This window comes from Chelatococcus sp. KU-N122, assembly GCF_055391085.1.
On record NZ_AP043981.1, the window covers coordinates 3,103,339 to 3,118,440 of the forward strand.

The window sequence follows — 15,102 nt, forward strand, 5'->3', positions numbered from 1 at the left end:
AGGAGCATGAACAGCATCGCCTTGATCAATACGGCGCTTCTGGTCGGGTCGGGCCTGGTGGTCCTCGGCATCTTGAGCAGCCTGGTCGCGTCCCGTTTCGGCGCGCCGCTGCTGCTCGTCTTCCTCGGCCTCGGCATGCTGGTCGGCGAAAACGGCCTGGGCATCGTCTTCGACGACTACCGGGCGATCTATCTGATCGGCTCGCTGGCGCTGGCCGTGATCCTGTTCGACGGCGGCCTGCGGACCCGGGTCGCCGAGTTGCGTGGGGCCATCGCGCCGGCCGTGACCCTGGCGACCTTCGGCGTGCTCGTCACGGGCCTGCTGACCGGCCTGTTCGCGATGGTGGCGCTCGGGCTCGACCTGCTGGGCGGCCTCATGGTGGGGTCGGTGGTCGCCTCCACCGATGCGGCGGCCGTCTTCTTCCTCCTGCGCTCGAACGGCCTGGCGCTGCGCCGGCGGGTCAATGCCACGCTGGAGATCGAATCCAGCACCAACGATCCCATCGCCGTGTTTCTGGTGCTGGCGCTGGTCGAGCTGGCGCTCGCGCCGCAGGGCGCGTCGGCGCTGACCCTGATCGAGCACCTGGCGCTCAGCGCCGCCGTCGGCTGCATCTTCGGCCTGGTGGGCGGCAGCGCCATCGCCGTCGCGCTCAACCGGCTGGCCTTCCCGGCGGGCCTGCATCCGCTCTTCGTGGTGTTCTGCGCCATCTTCATCTTCGCGGTGGCGTCGGTGGCGGAGGGATCGGGCTTCCTCGCGGTCTATCTGGCGGGGCTGGTGGTCGGCAACCGCCCGGTGCGCGCCCTGCCGTCGGTCATTTCCTTCCACAACGCGGCGACCTGGCTCTGCCAGATCGTCATGTTCCTCGTCCTCGGCATCCTGGTCACGCCCAAGACGTTGATACACTACGCCGTCCCGGGCATCGCCGTCGCGGTCTTCCTCATGGTCGTCGGGCGTCCGGCCGCGGTGTGGCTCAGCCTCTGGCCGTTTCGCTTCAGCCGGCCCGAAAAGCTGTTCGTCTCCTGGACCGGGCTGCGCGGCGCGGTATCGATCTTCCTGGCCACCATTCCGACGCTGACCGGCGTGCCCAATTCGGCTGTCTACTTCAACGTCGCTTTCTTCGTGGTGCTGGTCTCGCTCGTGGTGCAGGGCTGGAGCCTGCCGTGGACGGCGCGGCGGCTGTCGGTGGCGCTCGCCGATCCGGCCCCGGCGGTGGACCGGGTCGAGATCGACCTGCCGGGCCAGGCCGATCTCGAGCTGGTGGGCTATCCGATCCTGGCCGACAGCCCGGTGCTCGATCACGGCCGGCTGCCGAGCTGGGTGCGGCCCACGCTGGTCATGCGCGGCAATGCCATGCTCACGCCGGAGCAGGCCGGGCCGCTACAGGCGGGCGACTACGGCTATTTCCTGTGTCCGCCCATGCGCGTGCGCCGGCTCGACCGCCTGTTCGCCAGCTTCGAAGGCCATCGCGAACGCTCGCTCGCCGGCGTGTTCACCTTTCCCGCCGCGGCGCGGCTGTCGGAAATCGCGCTCGCCTATTCGCTCGAGCTCGCGCCCGACGTGGCCAATCAGACATTGGGAGAGCTGTTCGCCGATACCTTCCCGGAAGGCGTGCGCGAGGGCGACCGCATCGGGCTCGGGCCCGTGACGCTGATCGCCCGCGCCGTCGACGACGGCGCTGCCACCACCGTGACGCTGCTGATCGACGAGGCCGTCGAGGTGGAGGCCTCGCTGGCCGGCGTCGCCTTTGCCAAGATCATGCCACGGCTCCTGGCGGCCTGGCGCGCCGTCGGGCAGGCCTACGGCGCGGCCCGCCGCCGCTTGACGTCGCTGCTCGGTTGAGCGCTGGTCGCTGCTCGACCGCCGCCGCTTCGGACGCCTTCGCCATGATCCCCGTCACCTCCGCCATCAGCCTGGACGAGCGAGAGCTCGAGGAGCGCTTCGTGCTGGCGGGGGGCCCCGGCGGCCAGAACGTCAACAAGGTGTCGACCGCCGTCGAGCTGCGTTTCGACGCCGCCCGCTCGCCGGGCCTGCCCGAGGATGTGCGCGCCCGCCTGATGCGGCTCGCCGGCCGCCGGCTGACGCGCGAGGGCGTGATCGTCATCTCCGCCCAGCGCTTCCGCACCCAGGAGCGCAACCGCGAGGATGCCCGCGAGCGTCTGTTCGAGCTGATCCGCCAGGCCGCGGTCAGGCCGGTGACGCGGCGGCCGACGCGCCCGACGCTCGCCTCCAAGCGCCGCCGGCTGGAGGCGAAGGCGCAGCGCGGCGCCGTCAAGAGCCTGCGCGGCCGGACGTCCGACGACGAGTGAGACCGGGAGGGGCGGGCTCGACCCCTGCCGTGCGGTCCCATCTCGTGTGACACAGACGCGCTATGCGGCGCTGCGGCAAGCATCTAGGTTAGACGTGATCCAATCGAGCCAATCCCGGCGTGCGTCCGATGCGCGCGCCCAGACCCGTGAAGTGTCCATGTCCATTCTGCTGCAAGAGCCGCTGCTCAAATTTCCGTTCGCCGCCGCGCCCGAGCTGGGCACGCCCGTCGAGGTCGCCCCCGGCGTGCTCTGGGTTCGGTTCAAGCTGCCGTTCCGGCTCGACCATGTGAACATCTACCTGATCGACGACGGCAACGGCTGGGCCGTGCTCGACGCGGGCATCGCCAACGACACGACGCGGCAGACGTGGGAGGCCCTGGTCAGCGGCCCGCTGGCCGGCCGGCCGCTGACGCGGCTGATCGTGACGCACCACCACCCGGACCACATCGGTCTCGCCGGCTGGCTGACCGAGCGCTTCGGCCTCAAGCTGCTGATGAGCCAGACCGAATACCTGGAGGGGCAGACCATCGCGCTCAACCCCGGCGGCATGGAGACCGGGCCCTACCGTCAGTTCTACGTCGAGCACGGCCTCGACGAGACGACGACCAACGTCGTGCTGAAGCAGGGCCACGGCTATCTGCGCATGGTGACGCCACTGCCGCCGACCTTCCGCCGCCTGGTGGGCGGGGACCGGATCAAGATCGGCGGCCGCCGCTTCGAGGTGCTGTCGGGCGGCGGCCATTCGCCGGAGCAGATCATGCTCTATGCCCCGGACGACAATTTCTTCCTCGGCGCCGACCAGGTGATGGCCAAGATCACGCCCAACGTCAGCGTCTGGGCCGTCGATCCGGAAGGCGATCCGCTGGGGCTCTACCGCCGCTCGCTCAAGGAGCTCAAAGCCCGCATTCCCAATGATGCGCTGGTGCTGCCGGGCCACAACCTGCCGTTCTACGGGCTGCACGAGCGCGCCGACGCGCTCGAGGAGCACCACGTGCAGCGCTGCGACCTGATCCTCACCGCCTGCCGCGCCAAGCCGCTGTCGGTGGCCGAGCTGGTGCCGGTGATGTTCCCGCGCGTGCTCGATCCGCACCAGATGAGCTTCGCCTTCAGCGAGGTGCTCGCCCACGTGAACTACCTGCTCAACGAAGAACAGCTGGTGTGGGACGAGACCAGCGACGGCATCCGCCGCCTCAAGCCGGCGTAGGCCGCCCGTTTTCGGTGTGTTTCGGTCGCTCGACGGCTGCGCAACCGTTGATCCCTCGCGGCGGACGGGACCGTCCGCCGCCCTTCAATGGAGGCCGAAGACCCGCGCGGCGTTGTCGCCGAGGAACAACCGCCTAGTTTCCGCATCCAGTCCCAGCTCGTCGATGCCTTCCAGGGCTTTGGCCGGTGTGATCATTGGATAGTTCGTGCCGAACAGCACCTTCTTGCGGCCGTTCGTCCGGAGGTATTGCACGATCTCCGGCGGATAGCGCCGTATCGTGTAGGCCGACGTGTCGATGAAGACGTTCTCGTATTTCGTCGCGACGGCGATCATCTCCTGGGTCCAGGGATAGCCGATATGGCCGGCGACGATGGTCAGCTCCGGAAACTCCAGCGCGACGTCGTCCAGGTAGGGAATGGGCCGGCCGGTTTCTGATGTCCGCAGCGGCCCCGTGTGGCCGACCTGCGTGCAGAAGGGGATGTCGAGCTCTATGCACTCCGCATAGAGGGGATAGTAGCGCCGGTCGTTGGGCGGATATCCCCACAGCCAGGGCACGATGCGAAGGGCACGGAAGCCCAGCTCCTTGACGGCCCGTCGCAGTTCTCGGACGGCCTCCATGGGCTTGTGGAGGTTGACGCTCGCCACGCCGACGATCCGGTCCGGAAACTGACGGACCAACGCGGCGACCTCGTCGTTCGAGATGAGAAAGCCCTCCGGCCCGCACCACGCCGACGCCAGTGCGACGTCGACACCGCCCTGATCCATGGCGGCGACCGTCGCTTCCGGCGCGATCACGGCCGGGCGGTCCGTCTGCGCCGTCCAGCGCCGGAGCGACGCGAACATCTCGTGCCGGGAGTGCCGCTCGGTCGGATGCTGCATCCATGCGTCCACGATCATGTCCGTCTCCTCCTGGTCTTGTCCACCGGCGCGACGACGGCCCTGACGGCGCAATCGACGAGCTCCTGCGCATGCTCGTCCGGTTTGGTCCTGTCGCGTCCCGACAGCCACGCGCGGCAGAACATCTGGGCCGGGCCGATGACCTGGCTGTGGAACACGAGCGCGTGCATCGGCCGGAGCCGGCCGGCCTCGACCAGCGGCAGCCGCCATTGATCGATGCCGCGCCGGAGGTACTCGTTCTCCGCCTGCAGGGCCTCGACGATGCTCTCGAACCATTCGGCGCGGGCCTGCTCGAAGAGGAAGCGGGCCCGCGGCCGGTCGGTGGTGACCCAACCGATGTGCGCCTCGATGAGGGCGGCCACTCCGCCCTCCGCGTCAGGGCCGTCGCGGAGGGCGCTGAGCATCGCCTGCTGGTAGGCGCGGATGGCGTCCAGGAAGAGCTGGGCGGCGAGGCCTTCCTTGGAATCGAAGAAGTGGAAGAAGCTGCCGTTGGAAACGGCGGCTTTCGCACGGATGGCCGCGACGGTGGCGGCTTCGTAGCCGCGCTCGTCGATGAGGTGGAGGCCCGCCGTAAGGATTCGCTCGCGCGTCTGCATGGATGAGGCCGTTGGATTAATACTCTGGAGCAGTGCTCCAATCGGATCCGGCTGTCAAGCGCGTCGGGGCCCGGACATCGCGAGCGGCCGAGGGGCGGTCGTTGCCGGGCTTGCGAAGTGGATCAGTACTCTAGAGTATTGATCCAGGCGGCGGAGCGCGCGATCACCTGTGGAGCCCGGCAAGATTCCAGGGAAGAAGGGCGCGGGTGGCTCCAAAGCATTCCGGACGGATTTCTGTCCCGAGACGAGGAGGCAAGCAGTGAGCTGGAGCATCGAGCGCCGCGGGCGCGCGCACGTCGTGACGATGAACACCAACAAGGCCAACACGCAGAACGACACGTTCTTTGCCGACCTGCACGACGCGTTGGATCGTCTGGACCGGGACGCTTCGAGCGCGCCTGTCGTCCTGACCGGCACGGGACAGATCTTTTCCGCGGGCCTCGATCTGGATGACACGTTCCCCATCTTTGCGAGCGGCGATCACCGGCGCATCTCGGAATGGTGGACGCGCTATCGTGCGACGAACGTGCGGCTGTTCGCGGCGCGGCGGCCGATGATCGCGGCCGTGAACGGGCATGCCTTCGCCGGCGGGCTCATCACGGCGCTCTGTTGCGACTACCGGGTGGGCCCGGCGGCCGGCGCGCTGTTCGCCCTCAACGAAGTGCCGATCGGCGTGCGGATGCCGAGCGTGTACGTCGAAATCATCAGGAGCGCGGTGGGCGATCGCGCGACGAACGTCTGGACGCTCTTCGGGCGGCAGTATGCGCCCGAGCAGGCCGTGGCCGACGGCTACCTGGACGAGATCGTGCCGCAGGACTGCGTGCTCGACCGCGCCGTCGAGATTGCCCACGAGCTGAGCGCCGACGCCGTCGAGGCCTTCGTCGCCTCGAAGGTCGCACTCAGGGCGCCGGCCATGCGCAGGATCGAATCCCTGTCCGCCGAGCTGGACGACGGCTTCGTCGGCGCCGGGCAGGGCGAGCGGTCGGTGGCCGCCAACACCGCGGCCCTTGCCAAGCTGCGGCGGGGGAGGGCCGAAAGGGCCTCCGCCGGCTGAGCGCCCGATGGCGGGCGGCGCCCGTCGGGCTCCATGCGGCCCGGAGCGTGCTTTTGCGATCGGGTGAGTCCACCCAATCGCGAAGCGCTCTAGTTCCTGGCCTTCGTCTTGATCGACGGCGGCGCCGCCGCCGTCTGGGTGCCGGCGATGTTGAGCTTGGCCGCCTCGAGCACGGTCGTGCCGATCATGGTTTTCACCGAGATGCGGTAGGGCGCGTAGACGTTGGTGTTGGCGACCGGGACGAGCCAGGCGCCCATGTCCCGGTTCTGCTCCATGTAGCGCGTCACCGACCGGGCCGGCCGGTGGCCGGAGACCGGCACGTAGCGCGCCGCGCAGACGATGGCGGGGCCGCGGTAGCCGTCCCTGGCCACCTGTGTCGTGCGCACGTAGGACAGCACCACGTTGAAGCGGGTGGCGCCGTCGAAGATCGGGATGGTGCGCTGGCAGGCCGACCGGGGGTCGGCGCCGGCGGTGACGGGCATCAGCAGGGCGCTCAGCGGATCGATGACGCCGCGCTTGTCGCCGTCGGACACCGGCACGCGGTCGGGACGGTCCCAATCCTCCAGCGGCGGCTTGATCTCGACGGCATCGACGTGGCCCGACGCGAACGCCAGCCTGAGGGTGCGGGTGGTATCGGAGGTGGACGAGACGACGGCGAGCGAGGCCGGCGACAGCGCGGCGCCGCTGACCGATCCGGCCGCCTTGGCGCCGCCCTTGCCGCTGGTGAGCACGCCGGCGAGCCCGGTCAGCTTGGCGTGCAGGTCGACCGTGTAGGCCGCGCCGTTGATGTTGGCCACCATGGTGGCGGCGCCGATGGTCACGCCGGCGAGGGAAATGTCGTAGGTCGCGGTGAAGGCCCCGTCGTCGGCGCGCGCCGCCGGGAGGCCGACGAGGCTCGGGAGCACGAGGCAGCCCGCGATGGCGCGGCGGCGCAGCAGACGGGCCGCCCTGCCGGGGCGCCGGACAACGGACGACGTCAATATGTGATCCTCATGGACCATCTCCAGGCAGGCGAATCGACGAACCTGGCGCTGCGGGAGGAGGCTGGTGTCGTGCGCGAATCAGACATTATCGTGACGTGCCGGGCGACAAAAAGCGAGCACCTCCGCCCCGCTCGCGCCGTCCCGCGGCCGGCGCCTGCCGTGGGATCAATCCAGACCTGCGGAAATTGGCGAGATTTTACGCTTCCTGCAGCGTAAAGAACCAAACGCGCCCCCATATCCGGCCCGATATGGGGCGCATCCCCCGTCACGTCGCAACGTCCGTTCGGCAGCAACGACGGACCAATGGCCGGCGCGAGCCGCGCCCAGAGGACACCGCCTTGACCGCGCCCGCCAGCGTCTCGTCGATCCCCGCTGCCGAAGACCGCACTGCTTTCCGGGTGCTGGCCGCGATCAGCTTTTCGCACCTGCTGAACGACCTGCTGCAATCGCTGCTGCCGGCGATCTATCCGATCCTCAAGACGTCGTACAATCTGGACTTCAGCCAGATCGGCCTGATCACGCTCTGCTTCTACCTCACCTCGTCGCTGTTCCAGCCGCTGGTCGGCTTCTATACCGACAAGCGGCCGAGCCCGTTCTCGCTCGCCATCGGCATGGGGAGCAGCCTGGTGGGGCTGCTGCTGATGTCGGTGGCCTCGAGCTTCCCGATGATCCTCATCGCCGCCATGCTGGTGGGCTCCGGCTCGGCCGTGTTCCATCCGGAGGCGTCGCGCGTCGCCCGCATGGGCGCCGGCGGTCGCCACGGCCTGGCGCAATCGCTCTTCCAGGTGGGCGGCAACGCCGGAACGGCGCTCGGCCCGCTGCTCGCCGCCTTCATCGTCGTGCCGCGGGGGCAGTCGAGCCTGGTCTATTTCTCCGTGGTGGCGCTGCTCGGCATGTTCGTGCTGTTCCACGTCGGCCGCTGGTACCGCGACCACGTCGCCAAGATGCGCGCCAAGGGGCCACCCGCCGCCGGTTTCGGCGCGGTGGTGCCGCGCAACAAGCTGATCGCCACCCTGGTGGTGCTGGGCCTGCTGATCTTCTCCAAGTTCTTCTATACCGCCAGCATCAGCACCTATTACACCTTCTTCCTGATCCACAAGTTCGGCCTGTCGGTGCCGGAGGCGCAGCTCTACCTGTTCCTCTATCTCGGGGCGGTGGCCGTCGGCACCATCGTCGGCGGCCCGCTGGGCGACCGCTTCGGCCGCAAGCCGGTGATCTGGTTCTCGATCCTGGGCGTGCTGCCGTTCTCGCTGGCCTTGCCCTACGCCAACCTGATGTGGACGCCGGTGCTGAGCGTGATCATCGGCCTCATCCTGTCGTCAGCGTTCCCGGCGATCATCGTCTATGCCCAGGAGCTGATGCCCGGAAAGGTCGGCATGATCGCCGGCCTGTTCTTCGGCTTCGCCTTCGGCATGGGCGGCATCGGCGCCGCGGTGCTGGGCGAGCTGGCGGACGCCACCAGTATCGAGTTCGTCTACCGGCTGTGCGCGTTCCTGCCGGCGATCGGCCTGCTCGCCTGGTTCCTGCCGCACATCGAGCGCAAGCCCCGCGTCGCGGCGGCTTGAGCGCAGCCCACTGCCTCATGGCCCGGTCAGGCCCGGCCATGAGGCCGGCGCTATAGCGCCAGCGACCAGCGCTATAGCGCCAGGGGATTGTCGGTCAGCGCCGTGCGGTCGGGCATGTCGATGGCGGGGCGGCCGAGGAAGGCGTCCCACATGCGGCGCAGGAAATCCTCGTCCATGTCGCGCAGGATGAAGACGATGCGGCTGCGCCGGTCCTGATCGGGCCACGCCGGCAGCGTCACCGGCGGGTGGAAGACGTGCTGGACGCCCTGCACCACCACCGGATGCTCCGGATCGTCGGCGAGCTTCACCAGCCCTTTGACGCGCAGCAGGTCGGGGCCGTGCGCCGAGCGCAGCAGATCGGTGAACGCGTCGAAGGCGCCGCGTCCGATCGGCTGCTCCTCGACGATCGAGACCGCCCGGATGCGCGCGTCGTGGCGGTTCACGTCTTGGCGATTCAAGTCTTGGCGATTCACGTCATGGCCGTGCCGGTGGTCGCCGTGATGGTGGTGATGGTCGTGCCCGTGCGCGTGGCCATGCCCATGGTGGTGATCGTGCCCATGGTCATGGTCGTCCGCGGCGCCGAGCCAGGCCTGCACGTCGGCGATCTTGCCGTCGACGCCGAACAGCCCGAGGCCGGTGACCAGCGTGGCGTCGGCCGAGCCGGCCTCGGCCGTGACGATGCGGGCCAGAGGATTGAGGCGGCGCACCCGTTCGGTCAGCGCCGCCACGGCCTCGGCGCTGGCCAGGTCGGTCTTGGTCAGCACCAGCCGGTCGGCGACGGCCACCTGCTTCACAGCCTCGTCGTGCGCGTCGAGCGTGTCGGCGCCGTTGACCGCGTCGATGGTGGTGATGACGCCGGCGAGCGCATAGCGCTGGGCGAGGTAGGGGTGGCGCAGCACAGCCTGCAGCACCGGCGCCGGGTCGGCCAGTCCGGTGGTCTCGATGATCAGGCGGCGGAACGGCATGATGCGGCCGTTGTCGCGCCGGCGCAGCAGGTCTTCCAGCGTCGCGACCAGGTCGCCGCGCACGGTGCAGCACAGGCAGCCGGCGGCGAGGGTGATCAGGCCCTGGTCCGCCACCTCGACGAACAGGTGGTCGAGGCCGATCTCGCCGAACTCGTTGATGATGACGACGCTCTCGGACAGCGCCGGATCGGCCAGCCAGCGGTTGAGCAGCGTCGTCTTGCCGGAGCCGAGGAAACCGGTGAGCACGACGAGCGGAATCGGCGGCTGTGGCCCCTTGGCGGGCCGGGGGGCGGCGTCGGCCGCGTGCGGGCCGGTCATTGGCTCGACTGCGCCGTCGACCCTGCCTTGTTGGCGGCCGCCTTGCCGTCCTTGCCGGCGGCGGGCTTGGCGGGCGTCTTGGCCTTGGCATGGGCCTTGGCGGCGTCACCGGCCGTCTTGTCCTTGCCCTGCGGCTTATCCTTGCCGTGCGGCTTGGCCTCCGCCTGGGTCTTGTCCTTGGCGGCCGCCTTGCCGACCGGCTTGGTCGCCGCCTTGAGCGCCCGCTGCCCTTCGGCCGTTTCGGCCGCATCCGCCTGATCCGGCGCAAAGGCGGTCGCCGTCTTGGAGCCGCGCCGCTTGGCCAGCTTGGGTTCCGTCGGCGAGGGCGCCGCGCCGGGCGTGCGGCCGACGAAGACCGGGATCGGCGCGAACTCGGCCCGCGGTCCCAGCGGCCCGAGCGAGGAGACGTCCACGTCCCAGTCGGTCGCCTTGGCCCGGGTGAACAGGGCGAAGATCGGGTTGTCGGTGGTGGTGGTCTGGCTCGCGGTCTCGGCTTCCTCCTCGCCGCGATAGCGGCCAGCGCCGCAGATCGAGTTGCGCATGTCGGGCGGGCCGGAGGTGTAGGTGATCGGCAGCGTGTCGAGCGTGCCGGGGCCGCCCCAGCCGCTGTCGGCAAAGCCGCGGTCGAACAGGGCCGCCGCTTTCAGCGTGCGCTCGACGCCCGAGCGCGCGCCCAGCACCACGACGATCAGCCGCCGGCTGCCGCGGGTCGCCGTCGCCACCACGTTGAAGCCGGCCGAGCAGATGAAGCCGGTCTTCATGCCGTCGGCGCCGGGATAGCGGCCGATCAGGCCGTTGGTGTTCTTGATGATGCGGCCGCCGAACTGCAACGCGCCGATGCCGAACAGGTCGCTGTTCTTGGGATATTCGAGCAGGATGGTGCGGCCGAGGACGGCGAGATCCCGCGCCGTCGTCTGGTTGCGCTCGTCCGGCAGGCCGTTGGGATTGACGAAGTTGCTCTGCCGCATGCCGATCTGCGCTGCGGTGGCGTTCATCATCTCGGCAAAGTTCTCCACCGAGCCGCCGACGCCCTCGGCCAGGACGACGGCCATGTCGTTGGCCGACTTCACCAGCATCATCTTGAGCGCGTTCTCGACGGTGACCTCCATGCCCGGCTTGAAGCCCATCTTGGAGGGGACAGCGGCCGCCGCCCGCGCGCTGACCCTGAGCGGCGTATCCGCGTGCAGCCGGCCGTCGCGCAGGGCGTTCAGCGTCAGGTAGGCGGTCATCAGCTTGGTGACGGAGGCAGGGTACCAGGGCTCCGTCGCCTCCTTGGCGTAGAGCACCCGGCCGGTGCTGACGTCGGCGACGAGGATCGGCGTGGCCTCCGCCCGCTCGGGCAGCGCGGACAATGCGATCGGCAGGGCCAAAGCCAAACCGGCGGCGAAGCGGGCAAGCTTAAGCGAGCTCATGCGGGTCCGATCCGGGTTCGACGCCGACATACGGGATGCCGACGCGCTGTGTGACAAACCCAAGCGAGAGGTGATTCCCCACGGCCCATTCCGGTCTTCTAACCTGAAAGGCCGTCCTCTGCCTAGGCAAGGGCACCGCCGTCGTGCCCATTCGGTTGCTGGGGCCGGGTGGCCCGGCCGGAGCCGGGCGGTGCAAACGAGGCGTGGGGCGGGCGGCACGCGGTGCCGGATCGTTCGACCCGCCTGAAAGGCGCTCTAAGAAGCGAATGAGGCACACTCGGGGCACCCGGCGGCGGCGTCCACAGGCTTTCACACACGCCGGGCAGGGCGGTGCGGCGCCGGTGCTTAGGCGGCAAGCCATTGCAAGGGTGGAGCTTTTCGGTGCGGGCTCGATGCGTGAGGTGGCTGCGCCGGGCTGCCGCGGCAGGCGTCGCCGGCCTCCCCCTCGGTCGCGTCCGCGGTGTGTGGCCGCCGGCCCTGAAACGCCACCGTTTCAAGCGGTTGAGCGCACCGGCGCGCCGCCGCGCCAGCCAGCGGGCCCGGCAGTTTATGGCAAATTTATCACACTTGCCGTTTTTCTGCTCGTGGGGCGCATTCGTGCTCGACAGCGTGATTTGCGCCAGCCGGAGCTACGCCGTCCGCCGCGCTTCGTTGATTACGGCGGCCAGCTCCTCGGCGGCGTCGAGCAGCGGCGCCGCATCGCGAAAGACGCGAGCGTGCAGCAAGGCGCCCTCCAGGGTGACGGCCACCAGCCCGGCGAGGCGCCGCGCCCGGCCCGCTTCGATGCCGCCGCCCACGAACGCCTGCTGCAGAACCTCGATCCATGAGCCATAGGCGCCGGCCCCTTCCGCCCGGATGAGCTCGTGGTCGGCGACCGTCTCGAGCAGGGTCGCCGCGATGGGCGAGCCATCGCGGAAGGCCGACTCGGCGAGCCAGCCGCTGAGCAGGGTGATATAGCGGCGTGGGATCTCGGCCACGTCGGCTTCCTCGGCAGCGATGGCTCTAAGGGTGCCGGCGACCTTCTCGCCCGCGAGCCGCACCGCCTCGGCGCCGATCTGCGCCTTGCCGCCCGGGAAGTAGTGGTAGAGCGAGCCCTTGGGCGCCCCGCTCGCCGTCAGGATGTCGTTGAGACCGGTCGAGGCGTAGCCACGCTCGCGGAACAGTCGCACGGCGTGCTCCAGAATCGAATCGCGGTGTTTGCGGGCTGGGGCCATGCGGCCTCTATAGCTTGGCGGCGGTCTTGATCCAGCCACGGTACTATGTAGACTGGTCTACATGATCACACAAAGCACCGCGGCGTGGAGCCCGCCGGCCGGTTTCGACCGGCACTTCCGCAGGAGCGGCCTGACCGACCCGTGGGAGCCGCTCTATTCCTGCCGCGGCGAGCGCAGCGTGCGCCTCGGCCTGCTGGCCGCGGCCGCCCACGCCAATTCGCGCGGCTTCGTGCACGGCGGCCTGATCACCGCGCTCGCCGACAACGCCATGGGCCTGAGCTGCGGCGAGGCGCTGCGGGGAGATCAGGCGCGCGGCGCCGATGTCTCGCTCGTCACCGTCAGCCTGATGGTCGACTTCCTGGGCTCGGGCCGGCTCGGCCAATGGATCGAGATCCGCCCGCGGGTGCTCAAGGCCGGCGCCACCCTGTGCTTCGTCGCAGCCGAGGTGCTGGCGGACGAGACCCTGTGTGCCCGGGCCAACGCCACGTTCCGGGTGGTGCCGCGCACCACGCCAACGACAGGAGCCTCCGCATGAGCGGGACCAACGAAGCGCTGGAGACGCTCCGGCGTATCAACGCGACAGCCGCATTCAATCGCTGGGCGGGCTTCGAGGTGGCGGACGCGGGGCCGGGCCACGCGGAGCTGCATCTCGCCTGGCGCGACGACTTCGGGCAATACGCCGGCTACCTCCACGCCGGCATGGTCGGGGCCCTCGCCGACACCGCCTGCGGCTACGCCGCCGCGACCCAGGTCGGCCGTGTGCTCGCCTCCCACTTCTCGGTGAATTGCCTGGCCCCCGCCGTCGGCGAGCGCTTCATCGCGACGGGCACGCTGGTCAAGGCCGGCCGCCGCCAGGTTTTCGCCCGCGCCGAGATCACCGCCGTGACCAGCGCCGAGCGCAAGCTGGTCGCCACCGGCGAGGCCATCCTCGTCCCGATCGAGGGGTGAGAGGCGCGCGACTTTCCTGGCCGTGTTGCGGCGGCTGGACCCGCCCCCACCAGTCCCTTCCGCTTCGCTACGGGACAGCCTCCCCACAAGGGGGAGGCCGTTCGTTTAGCCGCCTCGCAACTCTCCAAACACATCAGGCAAGCGCACCTCCCTCCCCCCACGAAGTGGCGGGGAGGGGTAGGGGTGGGGGGCGGTCCAGCTTGCGTTTGGCTTGCAGAACAATAGCTTAGTCGGATAGTTGCTGGGCGACATGGCCTCCCGCCTACACGGGCTGCGGGCCGGCGGGGACGGCGACGCCCTTGAGGTCGGCGATGGTGGGGAAGCCGTTGACCGCCATCAGCAGGTCGGCCTCGGCCAGCAGCGTGCGCAGCACGTGCACGATGCCGTCGACGCCGCCCAGCGCCAGGCCGTAGGCGTAGGGGCGGCCGATGCCGACGGCGGTGGCGCCGAGCGCCAGGGCCTTGGCGATGTCGCTGCCCGAGCGCACGCCGGAATCGAACAGCACCGGCGTCGAGCCGCTGGCCTTCACCACCGCCGGCAGCATGTCGATGGCGGCGATGCCGCCGTTGGCCTGGCGGCCGCCGTGGTTGGAGCAGTAGATGCCGTCGACGCCGCCGTCGATGGCGCGCCTGGCATCGTCCGGGTGGCAGATGCCCTTGAGGATCAGCGGCAGCTTGGTGAGCGAGCGCAGCCAGGGCAGGTCGGCCCAGGTCAGCGGATTGCCGAAGACGCGGCCGAAGGTCATGACGCCGGCGCGCGGATCGTGCTCGGGCGGCTTGCCCACCAGCTCCTTGAAGCGCGGATCGGAGAAGTAGTTGGCGAGGCAGAAGCCGCGCAGCTGCGGGAAGTTGGAGGTGGCGAGGTCGCGCGGCCGCCAGCCGGTGATCCAGGTGTCGAGCGTCACCACGATGCCCTTGAAGCCGGCCGCCTCGGCGCGGCTCACGAGGCTCGCCGCCAGGTCCCGGTCGGTCGGCGTGTAGAGCTGGAAGAAGCCGGGCGTTGCGCCGAACTCCTTGGCCACCACCTCCATCGGGTCCTCCATCAGCGTCGACGCCACCATGGGCACGCCGCTCTTGGCGGCGGCCTTGGCGGTGGCGATGTCGCCGTGGCCGTCCTGGGCGCAGAGGCCGATGACGCCGATGGGGGCCATGAAGACCGGCGTCGGCAGCTTCAGGCCGAACAGCTCGATGGACAGGTCGCGCTTGGCCGCGCCCACCAGCATGCGGGGCACGATGCCCCAATGGCGGAAGGCGCTGGCGTTGACGTCCTGGGTATGCTCGTCGCCGCAGCCGCCGGCGACATAGGAGAGCAGCCCCGGCGCCATGGCCTGTTGCGCCCGCGCCTCCAGCTCCTGGAAGCTCATCGGCAGCTTGGGCACCGTGCCCATCAGGCCGGCGAAGTAGATCTCGTTCTGGTAATCGCCGAAGTGCGGCATCCCTGGGCTCCCGGCTTGTTGTGTCGGCGCGAGAGTTTCAGCTCGCCCTGGTTCAGGCAAGGGGCCTGCAAACCTCTCCCGCTTGCGGCGAGAGGGCGATGCGGCGCCGTCGGTGCGCGCCTCTGTGTGCGATGCCGCGCAATCCTATTCGCAAGGTGATCTCCGGCTTCGCGACACGCCGACCGCCCGTACACGCCCTTATTGA

14 protein-coding genes are annotated in these 15,102 nt (G+C 69.6%); 7 read left to right on the forward strand and 7 right to left on the reverse strand.

The window, feature by feature from the left end:
- Positions 1-6 precede the first annotated feature (6 nt).
- The 3 genes from ACZ5PO_RS13910 to ACZ5PO_RS13920 all read left to right on the forward strand — a co-directional run bounded on the left by ACZ5PO_RS13910 (position 7) and on the right by ACZ5PO_RS13920 (position 3,510).
- Entirely contained in the window at positions 7-1,839 is a 1,833-nt protein-coding gene (locus tag ACZ5PO_RS13910) for a potassium/proton antiporter (protein WP_464194368.1), read from the forward strand.
- A gap of 44 nt (positions 1,840-1,883) precedes the next feature.
- Complete coding sequence (gene arfB / locus ACZ5PO_RS13915) at positions 1,884-2,306, forward strand: alternative ribosome rescue aminoacyl-tRNA hydrolase ArfB (protein ID WP_464194370.1); 423 nt, start codon at positions 1,884-1,886, stop codon at positions 2,304-2,306.
- 157 nt (positions 2,307-2,463) lie between these two features.
- Positions 2,464-3,510 (forward strand): MBL fold metallo-hydrolase, encoded by a 1,047-nt coding sequence (locus ACZ5PO_RS13920; protein WP_464194372.1) that lies wholly within the window; start codon positions 2,464-2,466, stop codon positions 3,508-3,510.
- Positions 3,511-3,594: 84 nt separating this feature from the next.
- Here the strand turns inward: ACZ5PO_RS13920 and ACZ5PO_RS13925 are convergent, their stop codons facing one another.
- Together ACZ5PO_RS13925 and ACZ5PO_RS13930 are read right to left on the reverse strand one after the other, a co-directional pair.
- The gene (locus ACZ5PO_RS13925) at positions 3,595-4,407 is read right to left on the reverse strand and encodes an amidohydrolase family protein (RefSeq protein WP_464194374.1); all 813 of its coding nucleotides are present in this window, start codon (positions 4,405-4,407) and stop codon (positions 3,595-3,597) included.
- A complete protein-coding gene (locus ACZ5PO_RS13930; RefSeq protein ID WP_464194376.1) occupies positions 4,404-5,003 on the reverse strand; it encodes a TetR/AcrR family transcriptional regulator in 600 nt (199 codons plus the stop codon). The genes ACZ5PO_RS13925 and ACZ5PO_RS13930 overlap by 4 nt, the downstream gene beginning before the upstream one ends.
- Before the next feature lie 259 nt (positions 5,004-5,262).
- Here ACZ5PO_RS13930 and ACZ5PO_RS13935 point away from each other — a divergent pair, with 259 nt between their 5' ends.
- Complete coding sequence (locus ACZ5PO_RS13935; RefSeq protein WP_464194378.1) at positions 5,263-6,057, forward strand: enoyl-CoA hydratase/isomerase family protein; 795 nt, start codon at positions 5,263-5,265, stop codon at positions 6,055-6,057.
- Between the two features lie 89 nt (positions 6,058-6,146).
- On the opposite strand, the gene ACZ5PO_RS13940 is transcribed toward ACZ5PO_RS13935, so the two are convergent.
- Entirely contained in the window at positions 6,147-7,037 is an 891-nt protein-coding gene (locus ACZ5PO_RS13940) for a DUF3108 domain-containing protein (RefSeq protein WP_464194380.1), read from the reverse strand.
- Between the two features lie 341 nt (positions 7,038-7,378).
- On the opposite strand from ACZ5PO_RS13940, the gene ACZ5PO_RS13945 reads away from it, so the two are divergent.
- A complete protein-coding gene (locus ACZ5PO_RS13945) occupies positions 7,379-8,605 on the forward strand; it encodes an MFS transporter (protein WP_464194382.1) in 1,227 nt (408 codons plus the stop codon).
- Between the two features lie 71 nt (positions 8,606-8,676).
- Here ACZ5PO_RS13945 and ACZ5PO_RS13950 read toward each other — a convergent pair whose 3' ends face one another.
- The 3 genes from ACZ5PO_RS13950 to ACZ5PO_RS13960 form a co-directional block, all read right to left on the reverse strand.
- Positions 8,677-9,888: a CobW family GTP-binding protein gene (locus tag ACZ5PO_RS13950; RefSeq protein WP_464194384.1), complete on the reverse strand. Its 1,212-nt coding sequence runs from the start codon at positions 9,886-9,888 to the stop codon at positions 8,677-8,679.
- A complete protein-coding gene (locus ACZ5PO_RS13955; RefSeq protein ID WP_464194386.1) occupies positions 9,885-11,300 on the reverse strand; it encodes a D-alanyl-D-alanine carboxypeptidase family protein in 1,416 nt (471 codons plus the stop codon). Before ACZ5PO_RS13955 ends, ACZ5PO_RS13950 begins: the two co-directional genes overlap by 4 nt.
- A 629-nt stretch (positions 11,301-11,929) precedes the next feature.
- Positions 11,930-12,514: a TetR/AcrR family transcriptional regulator gene (locus ACZ5PO_RS13960; RefSeq protein WP_464194388.1), complete on the reverse strand. Its 585-nt coding sequence runs from the start codon at positions 12,512-12,514 to the stop codon at positions 11,930-11,932.
- 61 nt (positions 12,515-12,575) lie between these two features.
- Here ACZ5PO_RS13960 and ACZ5PO_RS13965 point away from each other — a divergent pair, with 61 nt between their 5' ends.
- Together ACZ5PO_RS13965 and ACZ5PO_RS13970 are read left to right on the forward strand one after the other, a co-directional pair.
- Positions 12,576-13,049: a PaaI family thioesterase gene (locus ACZ5PO_RS13965; RefSeq protein WP_464194390.1), complete on the forward strand. Its 474-nt coding sequence runs from the start codon at positions 12,576-12,578 to the stop codon at positions 13,047-13,049.
- Positions 13,046-13,462 (forward strand): PaaI family thioesterase, encoded by a 417-nt coding sequence (locus ACZ5PO_RS13970; RefSeq protein WP_464194391.1) that lies wholly within the window; start codon positions 13,046-13,048, stop codon positions 13,460-13,462. The genes ACZ5PO_RS13965 and ACZ5PO_RS13970 overlap by 4 nt, the downstream gene beginning before the upstream one ends.
- 262 nt (positions 13,463-13,724) lie before the next feature.
- On the opposite strand, the gene ACZ5PO_RS13975 is transcribed toward ACZ5PO_RS13970, so the two are convergent.
- On the reverse strand, positions 13,725-14,897 hold the full coding sequence (locus ACZ5PO_RS13975; RefSeq protein ID WP_464194393.1) for a lactate 2-monooxygenase: 1,173 nt from the start codon (positions 14,895-14,897) through the stop codon (positions 13,725-13,727).
- Positions 14,898-15,102 lie beyond the last annotated feature (205 nt).

What these genes read in the sequence shown, in the direction of transcription:
- ACZ5PO_RS13920 (WP_464194372.1), top strand. Translation starts at nt 2,464, where the DNA reads ATGTCCATTCTGCTGCAAGAGCCGCTGCTCAAATTTCCGTTCGCCGCC.
- ACZ5PO_RS13955 (WP_464194386.1), bottom strand. Translation starts at nt 11,300, where the DNA reads ATGAGCTCGCTTAAGCTTGCCCGCTTCGCCGCCGGTTTGGCTTTGGCC.
- ACZ5PO_RS13960 (WP_464194388.1), bottom strand. Translation starts at nt 12,514, where the DNA reads ATGGCCCCAGCCCGCAAACACCGCGATTCGATTCTGGAGCACGCCGTG.
- ACZ5PO_RS13965 (WP_464194390.1), top strand. Translation starts at nt 12,576, where the DNA reads ATGATCACACAAAGCACCGCGGCGTGGAGCCCGCCGGCCGGTTTCGAC.
- ACZ5PO_RS13930 (WP_464194376.1), bottom strand. Translation starts at nt 5,003, where the DNA reads ATGCAGACGCGCGAGCGAATCCTTACGGCGGGCCTCCACCTCATCGAC.
- ACZ5PO_RS13950 (WP_464194384.1), bottom strand. Translation starts at nt 9,888, where the DNA reads ATGACCGGCCCGCACGCGGCCGACGCCGCCCCCCGGCCCGCCAAGGGG.
- ACZ5PO_RS13925 (WP_464194374.1), bottom strand. Translation starts at nt 4,407, where the DNA reads ATGATCGTGGACGCATGGATGCAGCATCCGACCGAGCGGCACTCCCGG.
- ACZ5PO_RS13975 (WP_464194393.1), bottom strand. Translation starts at nt 14,897, where the DNA reads ATGCCGCACTTCGGCGATTACCAGAACGAGATCTACTTCGCCGGCCTG.
- ACZ5PO_RS13910 (WP_464194368.1), top strand. Translation starts at nt 7, where the DNA reads ATGAACAGCATCGCCTTGATCAATACGGCGCTTCTGGTCGGGTCGGGC.
- ACZ5PO_RS13970 (WP_464194391.1), top strand. Translation starts at nt 13,046, where the DNA reads ATGAGCGGGACCAACGAAGCGCTGGAGACGCTCCGGCGTATCAACGCG.
- arfB (WP_464194370.1), top strand. Translation starts at nt 1,884, where the DNA reads ATGATCCCCGTCACCTCCGCCATCAGCCTGGACGAGCGAGAGCTCGAG.